The organism is Dictyobacter vulcani (assembly GCF_008974265.1).
In the GTDB taxonomy this organism is placed as follows: domain Bacteria; phylum Chloroflexota; class Ktedonobacteria; order Ktedonobacterales; family Ktedonobacteraceae; genus Dictyobacter; species Dictyobacter vulcani.
In genome coordinates, this window is sequence record NZ_BKZW01000005.1 from 1 (window position 1) to 23,123 (window position 23,123).

14 protein-coding genes, 1 tRNA gene and 2 pseudogenes are annotated in these 23,123 nt (G+C 50.5%); 7 read left to right on the top strand and 10 right to left on the bottom strand.

Features of this window, described 5'->3' with window-relative positions; translation table 11 throughout:
* Nucleotides 1–137: 137 nt before the first annotated feature.
* On the bottom strand, nucleotides 138–1,391 hold the full coding sequence (locus KDW_RS33405; protein WP_198925710.1) for an Eco57I restriction-modification methylase domain-containing protein: 1,254 nt from the start codon (nucleotides 1,389–1,391) through the stop codon (nucleotides 138–140).
* A gap of 23 nt (nucleotides 1,392–1,414) precedes the next feature.
* Nucleotides 1,415–3,514, bottom strand: coding sequence for a DNA methyltransferase (locus KDW_RS33410; protein ID WP_198925712.1), 2,100 nt, complete (start codon nucleotides 3,512–3,514; stop codon nucleotides 1,415–1,417).
* A 309-nt stretch (nucleotides 3,515–3,823) separates the two neighbouring features.
* Here KDW_RS33410 and KDW_RS34615 point away from each other — a divergent pair.
* From KDW_RS34615 to KDW_RS29825, 3 genes and pseudogenes are all read left to right on the top strand, one after another.
* Nucleotides 3,824–4,293, top strand: a pseudogene (locus tag KDW_RS34615) (Uma2 family endonuclease).
* A 386-nt stretch (nucleotides 4,294–4,679) separates the two neighbouring features.
* Nucleotides 4,680–6,563, top strand: coding sequence for an aminodeoxychorismate synthase component I (gene pabB, locus KDW_RS29820; protein WP_151759543.1), 1,884 nt, complete (start codon nucleotides 4,680–4,682; stop codon nucleotides 6,561–6,563).
* A 140-nt stretch (nucleotides 6,564–6,703) separates the two neighbouring features.
* Nucleotides 6,704–6,904, top strand: a complete 201-nt coding sequence (locus KDW_RS29825) for a hypothetical protein (protein WP_151759544.1) — start codon at nucleotides 6,704–6,706, stop codon at nucleotides 6,902–6,904.
* Here the strand turns inward: KDW_RS29825 and KDW_RS29830 are convergent.
* The 3 genes from KDW_RS29830 to KDW_RS29840 form a co-directional block, all read right to left on the bottom strand.
* The gene (locus KDW_RS29830; protein ID WP_151759545.1) at nucleotides 6,901–8,241 is read right to left on the bottom strand and encodes an MFS transporter; all 1,341 of its coding nucleotides are present in this window, start codon (nucleotides 8,239–8,241) and stop codon (nucleotides 6,901–6,903) included. The genes KDW_RS29825 and KDW_RS29830 overlap by 4 nt on opposite strands.
* A gap of 127 nt (nucleotides 8,242–8,368) precedes the next feature.
* Nucleotides 8,369–9,505, bottom strand: a complete 1,137-nt coding sequence (locus KDW_RS29835) for a TOMM precursor leader peptide-binding protein (RefSeq protein WP_162005746.1) — start codon at nucleotides 9,503–9,505, stop codon at nucleotides 8,369–8,371.
* Nucleotides 9,506–10,498: 993 nt separating this feature from the next.
* Nucleotides 10,499–10,579: transfer RNA gene (locus KDW_RS29840), tRNA-Leu, on the bottom strand.
* Between the two features lie 623 nt (nucleotides 10,580–11,202).
* On the opposite strand from KDW_RS29840, the gene KDW_RS34620 reads away from it, so the two are divergent.
* From KDW_RS34620 to KDW_RS29855, 4 genes are all read left to right on the top strand, one after another.
* The gene (locus KDW_RS34620; protein ID WP_233098030.1) at nucleotides 11,203–11,646 is read left to right on the top strand and encodes a PAS domain-containing protein; all 444 of its coding nucleotides are present in this window, start codon (nucleotides 11,203–11,205) and stop codon (nucleotides 11,644–11,646) included.
* Nucleotides 11,647–11,931: 285 nt separating this feature from the next.
* Complete coding sequence (locus KDW_RS34625) at nucleotides 11,932–12,480, top strand: PAS domain-containing protein (protein WP_233098031.1); 549 nt, start codon at nucleotides 11,932–11,934, stop codon at nucleotides 12,478–12,480.
* Nucleotides 12,471–13,625 (top strand): sensor histidine kinase, encoded by a 1,155-nt coding sequence (locus KDW_RS29850; RefSeq protein ID WP_151759547.1) that lies wholly within the window; start codon nucleotides 12,471–12,473, stop codon nucleotides 13,623–13,625. The genes KDW_RS34625 and KDW_RS29850 overlap by 10 nt, the downstream gene beginning before the upstream one ends.
* Nucleotides 13,626–13,633: 8 nt before the next feature.
* Entirely contained in the window at nucleotides 13,634–14,848 is a 1,215-nt protein-coding gene (locus tag KDW_RS29855) for a hybrid sensor histidine kinase/response regulator (protein WP_151759548.1), read from the top strand.
* A gap of 90 nt (nucleotides 14,849–14,938) precedes the next feature.
* Here KDW_RS29855 and abc-f read toward each other — a convergent pair whose 3' ends face one another.
* The 5 genes and pseudogenes from abc-f to KDW_RS29880 all read right to left on the bottom strand — a co-directional run bounded on the left by abc-f (nucleotide 14,939) and on the right by KDW_RS29880 (nucleotide 23,110).
* The gene (gene abc-f / locus KDW_RS29860; RefSeq protein WP_151759549.1) at nucleotides 14,939–16,579 is read right to left on the bottom strand and encodes a ribosomal protection-like ABC-F family protein; all 1,641 of its coding nucleotides are present in this window, start codon (nucleotides 16,577–16,579) and stop codon (nucleotides 14,939–14,941) included.
* Between the two features lie 439 nt (nucleotides 16,580–17,018).
* Nucleotides 17,019–18,187: pseudogene (locus KDW_RS29865) on the bottom strand (VWA domain-containing protein).
* Nucleotides 18,177–20,486 (bottom strand): DUF5682 family protein, encoded by a 2,310-nt coding sequence (locus tag KDW_RS29870; RefSeq protein ID WP_151759550.1) that lies wholly within the window; start codon nucleotides 20,484–20,486, stop codon nucleotides 18,177–18,179. The pseudogene KDW_RS29865 and the gene KDW_RS29870 overlap by 11 nt, the downstream one beginning before the upstream one ends.
* A 1-nt stretch (nucleotide 20,487) precedes the next feature.
* Nucleotides 20,488–21,603 (bottom strand): ATP-binding protein, encoded by a 1,116-nt coding sequence (locus KDW_RS29875; RefSeq protein WP_170296582.1) that lies wholly within the window; start codon nucleotides 21,601–21,603, stop codon nucleotides 20,488–20,490.
* Between the two features lies 1 nt (nucleotide 21,604).
* Nucleotides 21,605–23,110, bottom strand: a complete 1,506-nt coding sequence (locus KDW_RS29880; RefSeq protein WP_151759551.1) for a DUF5691 domain-containing protein — start codon at nucleotides 23,108–23,110, stop codon at nucleotides 21,605–21,607.
* Nucleotides 23,111–23,123 lie beyond the last annotated feature (13 nt).

The window sequence follows — 23,123 nt, forward strand, 5'->3', positions numbered from 1 at the left end:
TCCATCAGCTGGTCAATATGGCGCCAACCACGCAGATTAAAATAGCCCACACAGAAATCAGCCCGCTCAGATATCTTCAGCGTATCTTGCAGTGCACCGAGTAATGATTGTTCAATATTATCAAAAATACGTGGCATCTATTCTTCTCTCTCGTCGTTAGCATCACGGCCCATACGATACTTGATGTCATAGTTGACAATGAAATCGATCTCTTCATCTGTAAAACCGTAGTGCTGGCCAAGCACATAGTCTATCTCGTCGATGATTGATTTGGAATGGCGCGGATAAAATTCTTCATATGTTATTTTTCCTGTGAGTTTAGAAACTTTGTCTTTCTCAGTTTTGTGGAATTTATAATCTTGCATCAGTTTTGACGCAAGATTTGTTAATAATTTGTGATGGTCTTCCCGTAAATTTGAAATTGATAGCGGAAATTCTCTCAGATCCGAAGGATTTAAATCCCTTCCATTTGTTGTTATGATAAAATACCAATAAAAGAGTGTGCTGCTTAATACACTAACTGCAATATCTCTTTCTATTTCTGTGTTAAAATATAGATAACTCTCCCGACTAGATACCCCTTCCTGTCCATTTACTACAAAGCGAGGTTGGAATGTTGTAAAAATTTTCCAGTAACGTCCTCCTCCTATTCGATAAAATAACTTAATTAGAGTTTTAGCTTGTAGTGAACGTCCAAGGATGCCTTTCGAAGTGAACATTTTTTCTATTATAGAATGTTCTAGATTCGAGCTTAGTTTGGGTAAAGTGTAAGAACGTAAGGGTTTGGACATGCATTGATAAGTAGTATTATTAAATAATATTGTTCTTTCTGATGCACTCCACTTTCGTAAGCCGGTTATCCAATGTTTCCCATTATTAACAGTTCCTTTTGCAGTCAATGATATGGTGAGGAGTACTTCGGCCCCTGAAAATAATTTCGAAGGCCTTTCGGCATATATACTATGCCAACTCATCGCAACTGAATGTATAATCTTATTTTGTAAAATACTCATTCTCTGAGTACAAACTAAACTGATAGGCACAATAAACCCTTGTCGCCCTATTTTTTTCAATAGTAGGATAGAACGCTCCATAACAAAAGCATATAAGTTTCCGCATGACTCTGTTTGATATCCATAAAGCATATACTCTTGACGAACCTTACTATACTCTATATATGGTGGATTTCCAATAATCACATCAAATCCACCATTATCCATTATTTCATAGAATTCGATCCACCAGTGAAATGGTTGGTGAGTTTTAAGCCATTTTTCATAGCTCTTCTTATAATTATCTTCCTGGGGCATGTTGTGGTGGTCAATACCATACTCATATGCGAGATAAGGATTGAGATCTGCTCTAAGTTTCTTGAGTTTATTGCGTAGCAATTGTTTATGTTCTTGTAGGGATTTTATTTTGTAATCCGTCTGGAGGCTAGGCTACGGAAGTGTTTTTCACTTCTCTCGATATCTTTGGCTTGCTCTTCTATACTGGCAAGTGATGCACCTAATTCTGAGCCAGCGAAAACGTTTTGGCCTATGATACGTCTTACATCTTCCAGGTTAGTATAACCGATCAGCGTGTTGCCAGCCATTACGTTGAAATCGATGTCTGGTAGGGGTTCTAGCTCGTCAGGCTTTTCGATTTGGGCGACTAGCTTGAGGAAGAGGCGTAATTTACAGATCTCTACGGCTTCATCCATGATGTCAACGCCATAGAGATTATTAATGACGATTGATTTCAGGATGAAATATTGCTGACTGTGGTGCTGATCAACACGAGCAAGGATAGTACGGAATCTGTCTATGCGGTTGTATATTTTACGCTGGGAAGCTGGCAAAGCAGCGTCCAGGCTTTCGCGCTCGGTAACCAATGTGCGCATGCGTTTTAAGCAGGCTTCATAGAGTGGCTTGAGGATGTTGAGGGCGGCAAAGAGGAATGCGCCAGAGCCGCAGGTTGGATCAAGTACCGTGACTTTCTCAATGGCATTATAAAAAGCCTGCAGTAAGTCTGTTCCTTCACAATAGGTAATCACGTCTTGCGCGAACCTGGTTATATCCAGATTATAGGTAATCAGATCGTTGATCGAGGTGATATCCCCTGAAGCCATTTTCATACGCACATCTTCATAGCGCTGACGGCGGGCAACCACTTCACGCCAGATCTCCGTTGGAAGAGCATGGGTTTCTGGAGCGACCTTATTCCATAGCGTGCGTTGGGAAATATCATGAACGCCTGCTTCGATCTCTGCTGGCAGTGGTTCATTTGCACCCCGCGAGACCGCTTCATAGATATAGTCGTCTGGATTATCGCGTAAAAGGGACCAGACCGGGCCATCAGGGGTGAAGGCAATCGGACATTGCTCGGCAGCTTTTTCAAACAGGAAGGGGATGATCGTGTTTTTGCTGATGTATTCGGTGATATCTTCCTTAGTGTAATAAGCGCCCATCTGCTTCTGGTTGATATACTTCTCAAAAATATAGCCCAGCACATCAGGATTAATCTCATTGCCTTTGCGAGCCGGCCGATCATCCAGATACCAGTCAAAGTCTTCAAAGAAGGAGAAGAGCTTTTCGAAGGCCTCATCGACAATCTGAAGGTCAGTATATTTATGCTCCAGCATATGCACATCAAAGAGACCGCCATTGATATAGGGGATATTACCAATAAGCTGTTCTAATTCAGGCTCACGATCGAGTTCTGGCTTATTCAGACCCTCATGAAAGAGACGACGCAAGAAATAGCGATAGAAGGTGTAGAAGACATCATTGCCTTTAAGGGATTGGGTCAGCTGCATGCGCTTCTGTAAGTAATCTTTGTCGCCATCCAGGTGATGCTTACTCGTGTTATCTAACAGTCCTTTTTTCTGGATAAAGTACACGAACATCAAGCGGTTGAGCATTAGCGAGGCATACCATTCACGATCTTCTTTGTGCTCCTCATCATCAGGAATACCCTGGATGTGACCAAGAAAACTGCTATGCTCTTTCTTGAAGCGCTCATAGAATTTTGTGGTGACCTTATCGACATCAAAGCCGCTCTTGATGCGCCCATAGGTGCCAATAACATCGACATTATCCTCTTCCTCGATCCCAAAGGCGATCTTTGCGAGTTTCTGGCTCAGGAGTTCAGCGCTCTGTCCTTGATAAAGTTTGTTAATACGCGCCGCCGCTGGTTTGCCAGCCTCGCGTTTAACCCATAACCAGACTTGATTTGTATGGTTGGCATCCAGAAAAATAACGATTTTCTCGTGGGCATATGGTTCTAATAAGCGATCAAGTTGCTTGAGTACCGTATCTTCAGCAATTGGACCATCAGTAAATGTGCAAGTATAGACCTTAAAGCCACCTTTTTCCGCCAGGGGCTCAAAAATATAATCTCGTCCCTTATAAGGAATAGAAAGGGCAGACCCCTTCAAACGGTTCCAGCCTAATTCTTCAAAAAAAAGATTTTTTAGATTACCAGCCACCAACTGTTTTTTGATTTGCTGAACATTCACTTTTGTTATCATCAGAGAGACTTCCTTGCTAAATAGAAATATATATTATTAGTGCACTTATTATCCCTGGACCATATGTATCTCTTCTATAATAATATGCAGCTATATCTTTGTAAAGGATAAACGTGATGTATTTGAATGGAGCCAAAAAGAAGTATCTATACTATGTTATACTTTGGGCGTTGTGATAGATGGCGTGAATGGAAAGGAGCTATGGTGGTGGCAATAAATCCACAGCATGGTGTTCCTGTGACGGAAGAAGGTTTTGAGCAGCTGATCAGCCTTGAAGGTCCGTATCGGTATGAATTTATTGATGGGTTCATGTATGATATGACCGGATCCTCTCCAGAGCATGCTGATATTAGCTCCAACCTTGAATACCTGCTGAAAGAGCAACTGGAAAGAAGCGGGCCGTGTCGTGTCTATCGAGCGCTGTACGTGTTTATTCCTGGTCAGCCGTCGGTGGTTCCTGATGTTGTTGTCACCTGCGATATTGGTGATCGAGATAAAGAAAAACGCATGCGACCCTTCAAAATTCGTTCCCCACTGATTGCGATCGAAGTTCTTTCCCCAGTACAGAAGCTTATGATCGAGTTGAGAAGTTCGCTCGCTATCAACATTCTCCCACATTAGAAGTTTATATGCTTGTGAGCCAGGATGAAAAGCATGTTGAAGTGTATAGCAGATCAACTGGTTGGGTACAGGAGCGTTTCCAGGGAGATCAAATGATTGAACTGGACCAACTGGACTTAGAACTGCCGTTAAGCTCAATTTATGAAGGTGTTTTATAAAGCTTGGCGAATCATGTTTGCGCATGCCGTCGCTGGCAAATCGAATTAACCGGGAGCAGCAGGAAACGATTCGTCATAAGACTCTTTATCTATTGCACAACGATAAATTCATATTAACCACTATGATTTAGCGTCACTCAGGGCTTTCCAGACATGGGATTATATCTTTACCACAAAGCAGCAGCGGCGGATACTCTAGTTGAGAGAGTACCCACCACTGTTCCCCTTCCCTGGTTTAAACTGATCCATCGATCCTTACGTTGGTGCATATGGGGGCGAAAATGTCGGGCGCTCGATTTGACAGCTCCAGGTTATTTGCTATACCATGCTGTACGCACATTCGGAATTCGCGCTCCAGCCCTGAGGAGCAAGAGTGAGGTAACTACATGTTTTCTATCCAATCGGCGACAGACTTTGTCCAGCTATTACAAACACAGGACCCCCTCGTTCTACTGGAGAATACCCTGGGAGGACAGGGAGATGGGTGGGATTATCTCTTCATCGACCCCATACATACGCTACAAATTTATCAGGCAAGCGAGTTTCTTCCATTGCTTGAGACCATGCAGAGATATATCCAGGAGGGCTATTACCTCGCCGGTTATTTCGCCTATGAATGCGGCTATTTTTTAGAGAAACTAGAGAAACTAGAGAAACTGTGCAGGCACGACTATAGAGATGAGCACGCGCCTCTCGCCTGGTTTGGGGTTTACCGCCATCCCTATCGCGTCAATACTGCTATCCGACAGGCGGGTTGGCAGGCCTACGCCCTGACTCACCAGGATGAGATGGACTGTGAAGCTCAGGATGTGCGTTTCGATCTCGATGAGGAGACGTATCGCCAAAAAGTTGAGCGGGTTCGTGAACACATTCGCGCCGGAGATGTCTACCAGATCAATCTGACTGGACGGACGCATTTTCGCTTTGGGGGCTCGCCGCTGGCTCTATATGCGCGTCTGCGCCATGCCCAGCGTACGCTCTACAGCGCCTATATTCGCACCGGTGAGAGGACTGTTTTGAGCTTTTCGCCAGAGCTATTTTTCCGCCTGGATGGGCAACATGTGACAACCCGCCCCATGAAGGGCACAGCTCCACGGGGGCGTACGCTGCTGGAAGACGAGCAGCAGGCTACCTGGCTACGCGGCGATACCAAGAACCGAGCAGAGAATATCATGATTACGGATCTCTTACGCAATGACCTGGGGCGTGTGTGCAAGATTGGTTCGGTCACCGTTCCGCACCTGCTACAGGTCGAAACCTATGAGACTGTTCTGCAAATGACCTCGACCGTTACGGGCGAGCTGGAGCGTGGGGTCAGCCTGGCGCAGCTCTTTTCCAGTCTCTTCCCGTGTGGCTCGGTGACGGGTGCGCCCAAGCTCAAAGCTATGGAGATTATTGGCCAGTTGGAGGAGACGCCACGGGGCGTCTACACCGGGTCCATTGGCTACATCGCGCCTCCAACAGCACAAAAACCACAGCAGGCTATATTTAACGTGGCGATTCGCACCATTGAGCTTGAGTGTGGGCAGGGCATTATGGGCATTGGTAGTGGCATCGTCTACGACTCGCGGGCTGCTGAAGAGGCTGCTGAATGTGCGGTCAAGGCCCGCTTCTTGACTACGCGAGCGCAAGAGTTTGCCATTTTAGAGGCCATCCTCTGGAATGATGGTTATCATCACCAGGAGAAGCACCTCAAGCGTATGCAGGCCTCGGCTTGCTATTTCGGTTATCGCTGGGACGAGGAGCGTATCCAGGTGCTCTTACACCGGCAGTGCCGCGAGATGACGCCGGGTCGTATCTACAAAGTACGCGTACAGTTAGAGCGCGACGGCAGGGTTACCTGCGAGAGTGTGCAGGTTCCGAAGCTGCAGGAAGAGCCATTGAGGGTCATCGTTAGCGCCGAACGGATCAATTCACAGGATCGCATGTATTTCCATAAAACCACGCAGCGGCCCCTCTATGAGCGTGCTTTCCAGTTCGCACGGCAGCATGGGTACGCCGATATCCTGTTTCTCAACGAGCGAGGCGCAGTGACTGAGGGCGCGATAAGCAACATCTTTATTGAGCGTGATGGCAAGTTGCTTACCCCGCCAGTAGCCTGCGGCTTGCTTCCAGGGATTGCGCGCCAGTGCATCTTGGAGGAGCATTCCAACGCACAGGAGGCCATTCTCTCCCTGGACGATCTCCTGACAGCGGAAAAGGTCTATATCTGCAATGCCATTCGTGGCCTGCGACAGATCCAGGTCGTCCACCTTCGCACTTCGAAATGATATACTGATTGCTACCTGCTAGTGTTGCAAAAAAATTCGCACATCGAGAACCTTCTTCGCGAGTTTGTGGTTTGACGATCTCACGGTGAGCTGATGGAGGACGCGAAGACGGTATATTCCTGAAAAAGGAGAATGGAAAGATGAAAGCGATTCAATTTGATCAGTATGGAGAACCCACGCAGGTTCTGACGCTGCGGGAAACGTCCATACCTGAGCCAGGTACGGAGGAAGTGCTCGTTCTGGAGGGATTTCCTTCTTTCATGTCGTCTCAGGCCCAAACGGGGGGACGCCCAAACACCCTGCTGTCTCAGATGGTCTTGCCAGCCGGGAAGTGCCGCTAATCAGAGAAGGTTTCGAGCGTTCCTACCAAAAACGCTCTTATCACATGTTTCTTGAGCGTGATGGCGGCGAAGAGAGCGATAAAGAGCGCCAGAACGCCACCGATGGCGAATGAAATCTGCGGCGTAATCCAGTGACTTACCGCCGCCTGGGTGAGCGGCGCGAGCAAGACTGCCAGCGACAGTGCTGATCCACGGATACCCATCACCTGTGAGCGATTCTGATCCGTCGTCGCGCTCAGGTAGGCTGTACCCAGCGCTGGAGCCAGCAGTGCGATTCCCAATCCAGTAATCACCGCGGCGGCGATCAAGAGCGCATACTGATGCAAGAAGAGCATGCCCAGGTTTAGCGCAGATTCAAGGACGCATCCCAGAACGATGAGCGTCTTCTTCGGCAAAAGTTCGCTGAGGCGTCCCAGCAGCAGAGGGAAGACAGCCAGCGACAGGCCATACATGCTAATGATCAAGCCATACTGAGCCGCGTTATAATGGAGTACCTTCTCGAAAAAGAAGGGATACTGAGGCAGTGTGAACGGATAGGTAAACGTGATACCAAAGTCTATCAGTACAAAGGCAGCGAAGAGCCACAGTAACTTTCGCACGCTCTGGGTGCCAGTACTCGCCGCAGTCTTTTCCTGGTTCTGACTGCTCTTCTGTTGGGTAAGAATGCTGGCGCGCACCACCAGGGGCAATGTTTCGGGCAGCATAACCAGGGCCAGGAGCGAGGCAATCAGAGCCAGGCCAGACGTCAGCAAGAATGGGGTAGTAAAGCCCCAGGCCTGGTAGAGGAAGCCTCCAATGCCAGGACCAAGGGCGATACCAGCGGCCTGGGCGGTCGTCATAATACCAATCCAGCGTCCCTGGCGTTTTACCGGCAGGATATCGCCAACCATAGCCATTGACGCGGGCATGAAGCCGGCGGCGAGCGCCCCTTCTACGAAGCGCACCACAATAAAGAGAGGTGGCAGGTTGACAAAGGCCAGAAAGACATTGGTAAGGACAAAGCCGGATAATGACAGCAAGACCACTGGCTTACGACCGATGCGCCAGGCCAGGGTTCCCATTGGCGTGCTAAAAAGAAACATGCCAAGTCCAAAGCCCCCCTCCATTAACGCCAGCGTCTCCGCGCCCAATCCCAGTGCCTGCAAGCGCTGAGGGTAGACCGGTATAATAATGCCGAAGCCGGTCATCAACAACGCGATGCAGGCCGAAAGAAAGGATAGGGTCGCCGTGACCTGTTTCTGTGGCCGCGCGGGCGGTATGAATGCTGGCGCGCTATCTAGCTGTGACTCTCCCGGCGTTAGATTGAGATTGCCTGTATTTATGGGGGTTCCTTGCATAAACTGCGAATCCTTTTATTACTCATGGGTTTGGGCCTCCTCGAATGTTCTGTACTGATGCATCAGTCAGTCACGCCTGGCAGATGGTAGCTGATGCTCGTTTTTTTGTCCAACGAATCGATACCGTCTAGGAATTGGAGGAACTCCTGTTTGCGCACTGGGGACAGTTGGAAGCGCGTGTCAATGCGCTCGCTGTCAGGGTAAACTGTTGCAGATCGAGCAGATAGCGGTGGTTGTAGGTTGCTGGCGCGGAGTTGCCCAGCAGATACTTGCAGACCTCAGCGCAGATTAGGTGGGCCGAGAGCGCAGTGACAAAATGGATATTGGGATGACGCAGCCATGCCGCCTGCTCGATCCAGGCCAGTTCCGCAATGGTCCCCTCATCTGGATCGAGGCTGGTGTATGCACATGCCAGGCAGGCCGTTTGAAAGGGAACCACAAATGGGCCGACTTCAGCCCCGGCCCCATGATACCCACCAATGATGAATGGGATCTCTCTCTGGAAAGCAGCCTGATTCATCCACTTCGTGATCTCACGAGGCTGATCGGCGCAGAAGACGACCAGATCCACCCCCTCGATCAACGCACCGAGCTGCTGCGAGCTCGTGATGGTCTGCTGAACCGGCTCGAACTGCACGTTGGGATTGAAGCGGGCGAGCTGCTCTGCTGCAGCGAGCGTCTTCGGTTTTCCCAGATCGTTGACCTCATAGAGTACCTGGCGATTGAGGTTTCCCAGTTCGACCTGATCGCCATCCACGCCGCGTAAGGAGCCGACTCCGATGGCAGCCAGGCCCAGAAGCACATTACTGCCCAATCCGCCCAGGCCAATCACGGCGACACGCGCCTGCTTGAGCCTGGCTTGAAACACATATTTCTGGGTTCCGCTGGCATCGAGCAGAGAGAGAAAGTGGATCTGACTGTCATAGCGCTCCAGATCGGATGGGAGCAGAGTGGCAGGCGGCTCAACGGCAGCGTCCTCTATCAAGCCAAAGTGGAGCAGTTCATCCAGCGCTTCACTCACCTCTTCGGCAGTCACCTGGGGGTGCTGCTGTTGCAGTGTGCTGACAATGTCCTCAAACGAGTGCCGACCATCGAGTTGCGAAAGCAACAGCAGTTGTGCTTCATCGATCTCTTCGAGTATGACTCCGCGTTCCCGCCCATAGTGAACACTGATCGTTTGCTGGGAATGGGAGGAGGATGCAGGCTGTGCACCAGGGTGTTTGACATGGAGAAATCGTTTAAAACACGGTTTGGTAAAAGGCATGCTTTCTTCCTTACAAACTTTCTCTTCAGCGTCAAAGCGGAGGCAGATGATCCCCTGCCAGCCTATGTCCTGAACTGCCTGGATCATCTGCTTTTCCAAAACACTAAAAGTCTTTGCTACCTATGATACAACTACCTATGATACAACTACGTTGGAGCATAAGGCGAGAGGCGCGGTAACTCTTTCGACGAACAACGTCGAATGTGTAGCTTTTTCATCGTTGGTTCCTTTCGTTTCACGTAGACAGGCCGTCGTGTCAAACCGCTTTCGTCACGAGCACGGCTGTCAGTTCCAACCTGGCTTTTGCCACGTTCACGTGGTGTCACCAGCCTTTCCCGATCGGGGGATACCTTGGAGAGGAACTTGCTCCTCCCTCCTATAACGAAAGGAGGGGAGATACGTTATGAGGAGATAATCGGGAGAAATCCCCAGTCTGTCCCCAGAGCCGTTGGATGAGAGAAAAAAAGAAAAAGAGAGCATCGCTGAAAGGTCGCTATTGCCCATAAAATGTGCTCTGGCTTAAAAAAACTGCCGATCCCTGAAAGTGCTTACGGCTCAACCTGTCATCCAGGCTCGCAGGTACAACAATACTGAATATATGATCAGCTTTATCCATTATGACAGTTTATCATATGGATTGTATTTTGCCTGAGTTATAAAGCTGGCCCTGGGCTTTACGTGTAAATACAAATTTTATCCGGCTCTATCATACTGCCTGAAGATGTCGCCATTTCTTTGTCTGTTATAAATTGGTCATATGTAGAAAGCAGCCCATAACGAAAAGAGCTTTTTCTCGTTATGGGCTGTTTTCTTGTCTGCTAGCTGATAGTGGGCTACTTTCTTTCCTTAATTTACGTGCGTCTCTGCGATAAATTCTGGCAGGAAAGTTGACAGGAAAACCGAGAGACGACCAAAGATTTTTGTAGAAACCAGTAGAAATTTGGAAGGAAAGTGAGCACGGAGAGATCTCGGTGGACTCCAGAAGAGTGTTTATGCCGGTGGAGAGATTCGAACCCTCAACCCTTGCGGGACTTGTTTTTGAGACAAGCGCGTATACCGTTCCGCCACACCGGCCTGTTCTTGATGTGATGTATAATACCGCATCTATATGCGGAAGTCAATAGTTTTTTGTGGCTCTTTTCCTCTGCTCGTCATGTTTGGTCTGTCTGCACTCAATATTTTTCGTATAGTCTCATTTAATGCCTATCTTTTACATGTGGCTTGCTGTGTTGATTTTCGTGGACGTGAAAATAAATTTCGGGTCGAGTCAGCTGGTAGGGAGGTGTGTTCATGCTGCTGATGGCTAGATTTTCCTTTCTGGCGTGCGGTTTGGGTATGATGATTATGAAGGGTTGTTATTCGGACTGATCCGTTGGACTGATACCGAATGGTTGAAATCGATGGTACTACGCTATGGGCCAATTTGGGTACAGGGGAGAGTGATCTGGCAAATTCTTGATTATAATACAGATAAATGTTCTCTGATTCTGTGGGTTGATGAGCTTGTGGAGGGTCGTCAGGGACATGGAAACACTCTTGCGCTTTAGGAAAAAGTTCTGTTATACTTTCCAATATCTCTTTCCCGTGGAAATGATGGAAGAGGTTGAATTATCTATCTATACAGCTACGGCAGAGCTTTGGGATTTGGCGTGGCTCGTTGAGACAAGGCATTAGTTATAGAGCGGAGGTAGATTCTCGTGCTTGATAAGGTTGCTCCGTCAGCTACGACCTCACAACAGCCAGGTAGCAAATCACTTGGTTCTCTCGATGCTGATATTATTATTAAGAATGCACCAGATCCAATTTTTATTTCAGACCTGGAAGGGAAGATCCTGTCGGCCAATGATGCGGTCTATGAGTTGCTTGGCTTCCGTAATGATGAGGTCCTGGAACAGTCGCTGTCCCGCTTTATTAGTGCCGAGGAGACGCGTGAGTTCACGCGCGGCCCCTGCGCGAGGTTATTGAGCGTGGTGTCACTCGTAATGCGCGGCTCAAATCCACAGAGCGCTTCTGGTGAAGTGATCCCCACGACCTTGAATGCTTCGGCTCTGCGTGATACCGATGGTAAGGTGATTGGTGCGATTGGTATCTGCGCGATATGCGTGAACTGGACAAGGCGCGTGCGTTGGCGGATAGCTTGATTAAGATGCGCGGACCGATTTTGTGTCGGACTGGAAGGTAATTCTGTCGGCCAATGATGCGGTCTATGAGTTGCTCGGTTTCCGTACTGACGAAGTCCTGGACAGTCGCTGTCCGCTTTATTATCCGAGGAGCGTGAGTTTCTGCACCCTCAAGAGGTTATTGAGCGTGCGCGCCCGCTGCTCGCCTGTCCCGTTCCGCCTCCAATGAAGTGATCCGAGACGCTGAATGCTTGCTCTGCGTGATCCTGATGGTAGGCGATTGGTGCGATTGGTATCCTGCGCGATATGCGTGAGCTGGATAAGGCGCGCGCGCTAGCGGATAGCTTGATTAAGAATGCGCCGGACCCGATCTTTGTGTCGGACCTGGAAGGTAAAATTCTCCAGGCTAATGACGCGGTCTATGAGTTGCTTGGCTTCCGGCCTGATGAGGTCCTGGAGCAGTCGCTGTCTCGCTTTATCAGTGCCGAGGAGACGCGTGAGTTTCTAGCAGCCCTCAAAGAAGTTATTGAGCGTGGCACGACCCGCAATGCCCGCCTGAATCCCCGTTCCGCCTCTGGTGAGGTCATTCCCACGACGCTGAATGCTTCGGCCCTGCGTGATTCCGATGGTAAGGCGATTGGTGCGATTGGTATCCTGCGTGATATGCGTGCCTACGAGAAAATCTTGCAGGACTTGCAGGAATCAAAGTCCGAGTTGCAGGAGAAGATTTTAGACCTGGAGAAGTTTGAAGAGGTGGTGGTTGGCCGTGAATTGAAGATGATTGCTCTGGAAAAAGAGATTGAGAATCTGAGGCGTGAGCAGGAAAAGCCAAAGGGCCAGAGTAAATGGACGTAACGCTTCCACTTCCTCGTGTTCCTGCTGACTATCGTGAGATGAACCTTGAGCAATTGCGCGAGGCTCACCACCACCTTCTGGAGAAAAACGCTTCGCTTGAACGCTGGATCGTGAAGAGCGAGGAGCGCCGCCGTGCCTTTATGCATATCCTTGGGGATCTGCATACTGTCAATCATAAATTAAATGATCAACGGAAGGCGATGATTCATATCCTGGCCGATTATGAGCATGATCGCAGCCGCCTGGCTAAACAGACGGAACGCCTGGATAATTCTCGACGCGCACTGATGCATATCTTACAGGATGCGCATCAGTCGAATCTGCGTCTGGAGAATAGCCGCAAAGCGATGATCCATATTATGAGCGATCTGAAAGAGACCTCGGAGGAGGTGCAGCGGCGCGAACTTGAGTTGCGTGAGAAGCAGGAACAACTGGTGCAGGCTGGCAAGCTGGCAACATTGGGTGAACTGACAACCGGTGTGGCCCATGAGTTAAATAATCCTTTAAATAATATCGGCTTGTTTATTGGCAATGCCATCGATCTGATTGAACTGGGCATGGCGGATACAGATCCTGAACGGATTATGCAGGAACTGTATAATGCTATGCAGCAGGTGCGTAAGGCCACTGAGATCATCTCACACCTGCGTACCTTTGGACGAGCCGCTTCGGTGAGCCGCGAACCAGTGGTCTTGACCGAAGTTATCGAGAGTTCCATCTCGTTGATGCAGGAGCAATTACGGCTGCGCCAGATTGAGATCGAGATGCATTTTCCTGTGCAAGATATGGTTGTCCTTGGGAATGCGATTCAACTGGAGCAGGTTTTTATTAACCTGTTAACCAATGCGCGTGATGCCTTAAATGATGTATCCAAAAAAGTGATCTCTATTGTTTGTACACTTGAGGAACAGATGGTGTTGATCAATGTGAGTGATACTGGTCCCGGCATACCTGAGGGGCTGGAGAAGCGCATCTTTGATCCTTTTTTTACCACCAAAGATGTTGGTGCCGGAACAGGCCTGGGCTTATCTATTACCTACGGTATCATTAAAGAGCACCAGGGAACTATTCTGGTTGAAAATCGTCCGGGCGAGGGGGCCACGTTCTTGATCCAACTACCTCTTCATGTAGATGCAAGTGAGTGATGTGCAGTATGACCGAAGCATATATTCTTATTGTCGATGATGATACAGCTCTGTTACAGGCGTTACCGCAGGCGTTATATTTGCGTATGCCTGGGGCAAAGGTAGATACCTCTGACACGGCTATGGATGCCTTGGAACTGATTAAGGCCAATGATTATGATGCCATTGTCAGTGATATTAAGATGCCGGGCATGGATGGCCTGGTGCTTCTGTCAAAAATACAAGAGTTACGGCCAGATATTCCAACCTTATTGATTACGGGCCATGGTGATCATCGCCTCGCGATTCAGGCGTTGCGTGGCGGGGCCTATGATTTTATCCAGAAGCCGATTGATCGCGAGTATTTTGTGGCCGCCCTGCGTCGTGCGACCCAGACCCGGCAGTTGCGTCGGCAGGTTGTCTTGCAACAGCAGGCCTTAGAGCAGCATGCCAGATCCCTGGAAATGACGGTGTTAGAGCGCACCAAAGAACTGATCCAGGCCAATGCTGTTAAAGATGAGTTTATCAGCATGGCCTCTCACGAATTGCGCACCCCCCTGTCCAGCTTAAAAGGTATGACCCAGTTATTACATCGCCGCTTGATTCGCTCCCAATCGCCTGAAGTCCCCAGTCTGGTCAGTATGGAAAACTCGATTCGTCGTATGGAAGTGCTGGTAAATGATCTCCTGAATATCTCATCGATTGAGATGGGCATGTTTGATCTGCATTGCCAGAAATGCGATGTTGTTGATTTGACCCGTCGGCTCGTCGATGAATATGTCTTTGGCACGAATCCACATCCAATTGTCAAGGTGTACCTCCCGGCGGAACCGATTGAAGCCGAAGTAGATGTTGAGCGCCTGGGCCAGGTAGTAATCAACCTTTTGTCGAACGCGCGCAAATATTCCGGAGCAAACTCACCGATCGAAGTCACCCTGGAGAAGCATGAGGAGACATATTCCTTAAACATTAAAGATTCTGGTGTCGGCATTCCCACTGAAATGCTGCCCTTGATTTTTGAACGCTTCTATCGTGTACCTGGCATTGAAGTCCAGACCGGCTCCAGTGTTGGCTTTGGCCTGGGGCTCTACATTTCCAAGCAGATCGTCGAACGCCACGGCGGCCATATCAAGGTCGAAAGTATTCCCAGCAAAGGGAGCTCTTTCTCTCTGATCCTTCCGTTACTGATAAACCCTATGCGCATTGATAACGATAATATTCAAACCTCTTCTTCAACTTCCTGAAATTATGTGCTTGTGACCACGTTCACGCTCATCCCTATCAGGACGCTGCCTAGTCGTGAGCGTGGTCACAAGGATTACCGTATGTGCGTTTTACTGTGCCAACGGTGTTGCGGATAGTTCAAGGACCTCGCCGCTGAAGCGCTGGATGAACCAGCGATCGTGGGAGATCACGATAACGGGTCCTGCGAATTGCTGGATCGCGCTTTCAAAGGCTTCGAGCACATTCAGGCTAATATAGTTGGTGGGCTCGTCGAGTAAGAGCACATTGGGTCGAGCCGCGAGCAGGCAGGCCAGCTCCAGCTTTCTGCGTTGTCCAATACTGAGTTGCCCGGCTTTTTTCTGCATATCTTCCAGGCGGAACAGACCATACCCGAGTAACCGACCCATCAGCTCGCCTTCAAAGCCGATCTGTCCATACTTATAGTTCTCAAGCACCGTCTTCTCCAGATCCAGTGACTCGGGATCCTGGGCCAGATAGCCGATACGGACGCCCTCGACGAGCTGGATATTCCCACTATCAGGTGCAATTTTGCCCATGATTATTTTCAGGAGCGTCGTCTTGCCCGTTCCGTTGGGACCCGTCAGCAGGACGCGTGATTGTGCCCCCAGAGTCAGGTCGAGTTGCTCGAAGAGCTGCCGTTCACTAAAGCGTTTACTGACCTTGTCCAGTTTAATCACGATGTCGGATTGGATCTGCTCTGTCTGAAAATGTGAGTTTACCGCCAGCAACTCCGGTGGTTTGGGAATCGGATCGGCCTCGATGCGCTCTAGTTGCACCTGGGCGGCGCGGACATTGCGGGCGACTGCGCTCTGGACATTCTGATTGAAGAAGTAGCGCGCGAACTTATCGTTGTCCCTGGGCGCACGATAGCTATGTCCGACCTGACGGCCGCTGACGCGCACCTTTTTGCGCAACTCCTGGATCTCTTCTTGTTGCTGCTCATATTCTTCCTCCCAGCGTTTGCGTTCAGCCTGTTTGGCTTCGACATAGGCGTCGTAGTTGCCGTGATAGACTTTGAGCTGATGGCTATGTTCATCGAGCTCAAAGATGGCGTTGACAGTTTTGTTCAGGAATTGTCGATCATGTGAAACCATCACGACCGCACCCTGATACGCAGCCAGATACTGTTCCAGCCATTCCATGGTCGCGAAGTCCAGATGATTGGTGGGCTCATCCAGGAGCAGCAGGTCGGGTGAGCGCAGCAATAAGGTGGCCAGTCCTACGCGTTCCTTCTCTCCTCCTGAGAGCGTCTCCACCACGCGAGTGCGGGGCAGATAGCTCAGGCGCAGGCCATCCATAATCATGTCGATCTTATGATCCAGATCATAGCCACCGCGATCCTGAAACCGTGTCGAGATGATGGTGTATTCCGCCATCATGGCGGCTAACTGCTCATCCTCGGCACTGGCCATGGCTGCTTCCAGGCTATGCATCTGTTCTTCCAGCTGCTTGAGGTTCCCGACCGATTCCAGGATCAGATCCTGGATATTCTGGCCGTAAAAGTCCGGCGTGGTCTGTGGCAGATAGCCAAACTCTGCTCCCGGTCCATAGGTAATCGTCCCGCTATCAATCTCTTCCTGGCCGATGAGCAGTCGGAGTAGCGTGGATTTGCCGACCCCATTGGGGCCGACGATGCCGATGCGATCATTCTGATTGATCACAAACGAGATCAGATGTAAGATGGTATGGATACCGTAGCTTTTGGTAAGTTCTTTGCTGCTTAATAACATAAAGTGAGCACCTCGCTTCTACCTGTACATGACAAAAGGGAATGAGACATCCCGCGTGTCATCAAAAGAAATGATGTAGTTGCTGTGCTCATGTGGACAGAGTAGACTCTTGCCATCTGGCAAGAGTTACTGGATTGCAGGCAAAAAGAACTGCTAAACATTGGAAATGGTGAGTACATGAGCACAGAATGGGGTGGTAGCGTTGAAGAAATGAAAGCACCAAAAAACATTCTATTGGTGGATAGGAATTGTTATGGTGTTGTGCTACCGAAGGTGTGATATGCTCATGCTACAAGTAAAATCTCCTTGGGGAAAAACTATATATAAAGTATACTTAAGAGAAAATGAAAAGTCAAGGCTAATTTGCATTTTTCAGAAAATTCATCTGGATAGATCGAGTTTGCAGGATACAGAAATATCCTGCAAACTCGCTTCTTCCTCAGGATTCGGAGCGGGTGGTGACGATTTCGTTGCTGGCGGCCCAGAGATTGAGATCCTGTTGTTGGATGGCGGCGGCCATCAGCTCTGGAAACAGTTCTGGTGTGCAGGCAAAGGCCGGGATGCCGAGCTTTGCCAGGGCGGCGGCGTGGTGTTTATCATAAGATGGTGCGCCTTGATCGCTGAGTGCCAGCAGGCAGACAACCTGGACACCGGAACTGACCAGTTCGGCAGCCCGCCGTAGCATACTCTGACTATCACCGCCTTCGTAAAGATCAGTGATCAGGACCAGGATGGTCTGGGATGGCCGGCTGATGATTTGCTGGCAGTAGGTCAGGGCACGATTGATGTCGGTGCCTCCACCAAGCTGCGTGCCAAACAACAGATCGACTGGATCCTGTAGATCTTCGGTTAAATCTACCACGGCAGTGTCGAAGACGACCATGCGTGTGCTGACGGCTTTCAGCGTGGCCAGGACTGCTCCAAAGATGCCTGCATAGACCATAGACGAGGCCATGGAGCCGCTCTGATCAACGCAGAGGACAATATCACGCAGGGATGAGCGTTTATGTCCATGTCCGACCAGCCGTTCGGCGATGATTGTGCGCTTTTCTGGCAGGTAGTTTTTCAGATTGAGACGAATGGTGCGATCCCAATCGATCTCGTTCTGTTTGGGTCGGTAGTTGCGTGTGGCCCGGTTGAGACTCCCATGCACAGCCTGGATAAGTGGATTGGCGAGTTTGCGTTCCAGCTCCTCAACGACTTTGCGCACGACCATGCGCGCGGTATCTTTGGTCTTTTCAGGAATGACCTTACTCAGGGTCAGCAGGGAGGCGACCAGGTGAACATCTGGTTCGACCTGTTCCAACATCTCTGGCTCCATCAACATCTGCGTTAGATTCAGACGTTGCAAAGCGTCCTGCTGCATAATGCGTACGGTTGCCGTTGGAAAGTAGGTGCGGATATCGCCGAGCCAGCGACTGACATTGGGGCTGAGCTTCCCAGGCCGCCTGAGCGCTCGCCATCATAGAGCGCTTCAAGCACATTATCCATGCCCTGATCTTGCCCGTCCAGTACACTCAGGCCGAAATCACCATCCTGTTGTTCTGCCTCTTGTTTGCCTAAGATCAGTCGCCAGCGGCGCAGACGTTCTTTTTCATCAATTGCCATAGGAAACTCCCATCAGTTGTGCCAGCACGGGTAAAACCCGGGCGGCATGCTCGGCATCGATTGTATGACTCTGTATTCCAGAACCTGTCTGCGTGGGTTTTGGTTGGTGCAGGTGCTTGACCTTTTCTCCCATGTTCCGGCGCTCAGGAGCCTGGAAATTAGCGAAGGCACGGCGCAGGATCGGCAGGAGCTGAATAAAGTTGTCTGGATTGAGCTGACTCAGCCAGGCATCCAGTACTTTCCAGAGCTCATCCTGATGCAGGATCAGCAGGCCACTACCACGTAAAACACCTTCAACCCAGGCTGCCGCCTGGAGAATAGGGGCCGTGGGAGCCAGAGCCAGACGTGTGAAGCGCTGCATCTCTTCTTCGCTGAGCGCCTGTTGGTCCAGTAACAAGCGACAACAGCGGCCACGGATCAAGCCATGGATGGTGTCGCTTTCAGCCAGATTTTTTAAGGTATGTTGCCATTGCAGGCGCTGCTCAGGCCAGTCTAATAATTGCAAACTCTCCTGAACATGTTCAATACTTTTGAGCATACCCTGGGCGGCATCATCATCCAGTGAGAAGCAGGCTCCGGGGAGTCCAATGATGCTGCGCTCGAACAGGCCAGCGATGATCGGTACAATACGCTCTGCTTTGGTCTGACGTACATCACCATAGCGGGCGACACGAGCCAGGGGCGGGAGCGCATCCATCAAGTGTTGTACATCGGACGAAACAGCGGCCCGCTGTTGCAGTTCTTCCAGCAGGTATTCAATGGCCTCGGGCAGCTCGGCCAGCACCACGCTTTGCAAGAGTGCGGTAAGTTCGGGAAGATCGGTCTGCTTTTTTGCGGTTGCGCAGGCATAGTTAGTGGCGGCTGCGGCGATGGTATTGCCCCAGATGTTCGCCTCGATGATGGCCACTGGAAAGCTGACCTTCCATTTGAGCTGCCAGTGTTCATGGAAGGTACCGGACTTGCCTGTGACGCGCGCCTGATTGCCCCAGGGAATAGCAAGGAGTTGCAGTCGATGGAGCAACTGGCTGCGACCCCGATCCGTCTCTTTGCGCAGATCGAGTTCTAACTTTGTTTTTTCAATGGATGGCTTCATGCGTAGCCGACGTTGCAGGCTTTCCAGATCCTGTTGCAACGGAACGATTGGCGTTTCTTTGGGTACCTCGCCGAGTTTTTCGCCGATCTCCAGTTGCTCACGAATCAGCTGCATCGGGGTACTATCGCCATGGCAGAGCACCGTTAAAATGGCTTCATTGTGTTCGTCCAGGCCGGGCTGGGACATATCGCGCATCGCGGCCAATGTCTCGGTCAGACGCACTGCCTCAATTACACTGGCCGAAGAGGCATCCAGTCCCTGTTCGCGCAGCAACTGGGCCGCTCTGGTGATCCAGCGGATCGTCATCTGTTTGGGTGAGTTCCAGAGATGGGCATACCAGCCTGGAGCCGTCATACCAGCCCCATAGCCGCTGCGTGAAGAGAGCCGCGAATAGGTCCAGGGAATCCAGGTGGTCGAGACTTTGAGTTGTGGCAGACCTTTGAGGAGCTCGCTATCCGCTCTGGCGGGTCCCGGTTCAACCAGCACCGGTGCATGCCAGGCACCACAGATGACGGCGATGCGCTGGAAGCCTTCTTGTTGCGCTGTCCGAATGGTCTGGCGCATATATGCCTCGCGTAGCTGTTCGCGCTGCGCCTCCTCGCTATTGCGTGGCTTCACCTCCTGGCGTAGCGCTGTCATTGCCTCCAGGATACCCTCAAACAGATTGACGACGTTTTTGCGCTGCTCGATCTGACGCTCCCACCACATCTCATGGTCTGCATAGCCGGCGGCCTGAGCCAGCATCGTCAATGGATCTTCCCGCAACAGCGTTTCTTCCTTACTCTCCTCCGGGACTTCAACCAGCACACTATTACGAATGCGCGCGCTTCTGGTCTGGGTTTTATCCACCGTTACCTGCTCACCACTGGCATCCTGTTCGGGATCGGTGTGGGCGAGCTGAATTGCCTGGGGCAGATCCATGAAACGGGCCGGAATACTGACTTTGCTGGCATATTTCAGGGCTTGCCATTCGGGTGAGAACTGGGTGAATGGATAGTACACAGCCTTTTTGGGTTGTTCAGTGGCATAGATCAGCAAGGCTACAGGCGGCTTCATCTTAGGCTGTGCCATGAAATGTAACACTTCTTGCGCATCCGGTGGGCCTTCGACCAGCAGGATGTCTGGCTTGAGTTTCTCCAGGGCGGCGCGCAGACTGCGCGCACACCCCGGACCATGATGGCGAATGCCAAAGACGTGTATACTCATCTTATAGTACCTCGTTGCAGGCGCGATACAGATCCTTCCAATCACTGCGCTCCTTGACCACGGTTTGCAGGTATTCCAACCAGACCACACGATCCTGAACTGGATCTTTGATGATGGCTCCAATGAGGCTGGAGGCGAGATCACCGGCATGCAGTTCGCCGTCCCCATAGTAGCCGGCCATGGCCAGTCCGCTGTTGATGACCGAGATGGCTTCAGCCGTTGAAAGGGTGCCACTGGGCGATTTGAGCCTGGTTTTACCGTCGATGGTGAGTCCTGATCGTAACTCGCGGAATATCGTGACCACGCGGCGAATCTCTTCCAGCGCTGGCTTCTCAGCGGGTAGTTCCAGCGCCCTGCCCAGACTGGCAACACGGCGATCCACGATCTGGATCTCCTCGTCGATGCTGGCAGGTAGTGGCAGGATCACGGTATTAAAGCGGCGTGTCAGGGCGCTGGAGAGCTCGTTGACGCCTTTATCGCGGTTATTGGCGGTGGCGATAATATTGAAGCCTTTATTGGCTTGCACCTCGGTATTTAATTCTGGTACTGGGAGCGTTTTTTCGGAGAGGATGGTGATCAGCGTATCCTGTACTTCACTGGGAATACGCGTCAACTCTTCGATGCGAGCCAGCTTGCCATCTTTCATTGCCTGCATCATAGGACTGACGACCAGGGCGGCTTCGCTTGGTCCCTCGACCAGCAGGCGGGCGTAGTTCCAGCCATAGCGAATGGCGTTTTCATCGGTGCCAGCTGTACCCTGAATCAGCAGGGTGGAATCCCCGGTAATTGCTGCGGCTAGATGCTCGCTAACCCAGGATTTAGCCGTGCCGGGTATCCCATACAGGAGCAGGGCGCGATCGGTGGCCAGTGTGGCGATGGCGATCTCCATCAGGCGCGGATTGCCGACATATTTAGGACTGACCACAAAACCACTGTCGAGCTTGCCACCCATCAAATAGGTGCGTACGGCCCACGGCGAGAGTTTCCAGTTGGGTGGACGCTGGCGCGTATCAACTTTGACCAGCTCGGCCAGCTCCTCCGCATATTGCTGCTCGGCGTGCTGACGTAAAATTGCCTCGATTTTTGTCTCTGTTACGACGCTTGATTGAGTGGTCATATTACTTGATCTCCTTTAAAAATTGTGTACGCATCTCAATAAGTGCAAGCATGTTCTGGACCTGTTGCTTTCGGTGCTGGATATACCAGGCATCTTTTTCTGGATGTTCCCATGGTCCTTGTGCGAGTTCAAAACAGGATGGATGAATGGCACTGGCTACTATGGGCAGGTTATCGGTCCAGGCGGTATAGCTGGTATTGCTTTCCTGCGCATAATATTTTTGCAGCGTCTTGATGAAATGTTGACTATACTTTTTCGACCAGGGGCCGGGTAATAATTGCACGGCCTGGGTCCAATGATTCGGATGCTCTACCAGTGGCAGGAGTAATGCTTCTGCCTGCTCCTCTGGCAGTGCAGCGAGCAGATTCTGGTAATGATCAAAAGATCCTTGTCTGGTTTTTAACAGGATATGTTCAATGGACCAGCGTAGCAGTGGTTCATACCAGTTGATGCTTTGATGGGTCAGTGCTGAGAACATCAGGCTCTCAATGAGTTCTTGCCTCAGCTCATATGTTGCGAGCTGTTCAATGAATTGGCCGGGTGTGAGCGCAAGGTGTTCCTCCCAGTGTGGTGGTGGCACCAGCATGAGCATATATTGTGACCACTGTTCGAGCGACGATTTCTCGGATAAAGCGGGGACAAACTCATCAATACTATCCAAAACAGTAGGAAGAGTAATTGTCAGTTCATTCTGCTTATAAACGAATATGCTGTCAGCGCAGGCCATGATACGTTGCATCTGTGGTGTTTCTGGAAGATAAGCAAACAGCTGTGTGGCCTTTTCGCGGATGCGTTGACTGCGATCCTTTAAGGCTTGTTCCAGCAATACCTGGTCCGCATTTGAAATGTTGACCACCAGGGTATCCAGAAACCTTTCACGGACCTCCGCTTTTTCTTGCTTCCAGACGCTTTGTAGCCAGTCCCGTGCCGTATCCGGATCCTTTATGCGCAGATATGATAAGACGTTCTCACGCTGCTCCAGGTTGCCTTCTTCCCAGAGTGCTTCTAGCTCCGCCCGGGTTGGATCTTCCTGCTTCGGACGGTGTATCCAACTCCACTCTGGATTGAACTGGCTCAGCCAGTCTCCGCGTTCCCCCAGAACCGCAAGAAATGCTGATTGTAACTCTTGATGCTTGCTGGCATAACTAATGCTCTGTAGCAGCAATGCATGTGGTAGCCGTAACTGTGCCGCTTGCAAACAGTGTAATGCTTCTGGTAGCAGCGTGTTAGCTGAAGTGTCTAACATCTCTTCAAAGCGATGTGCGATAGTTGCTGAGCAGACGCGCAGGGTTTCCGGGGCGGCCTGGGGCATGATCTTTGGTGCCTTTGGTGGCGCAAAGCCTGCCTGACTATAGATGGCATAGGCTCCTGCGGCCAGTAATAATGAGCGTTCTTTTTGTTCTGTGGGCAGTTGGACGGTGAGTGTATCCAGTTCAGTCTCTGTTGCTGGCAGTGGGGAAGCAAGCCGGTCCGTACCAACCACGGCGTTTTTGAGAAATGCTTCCATACAATGATCCTCT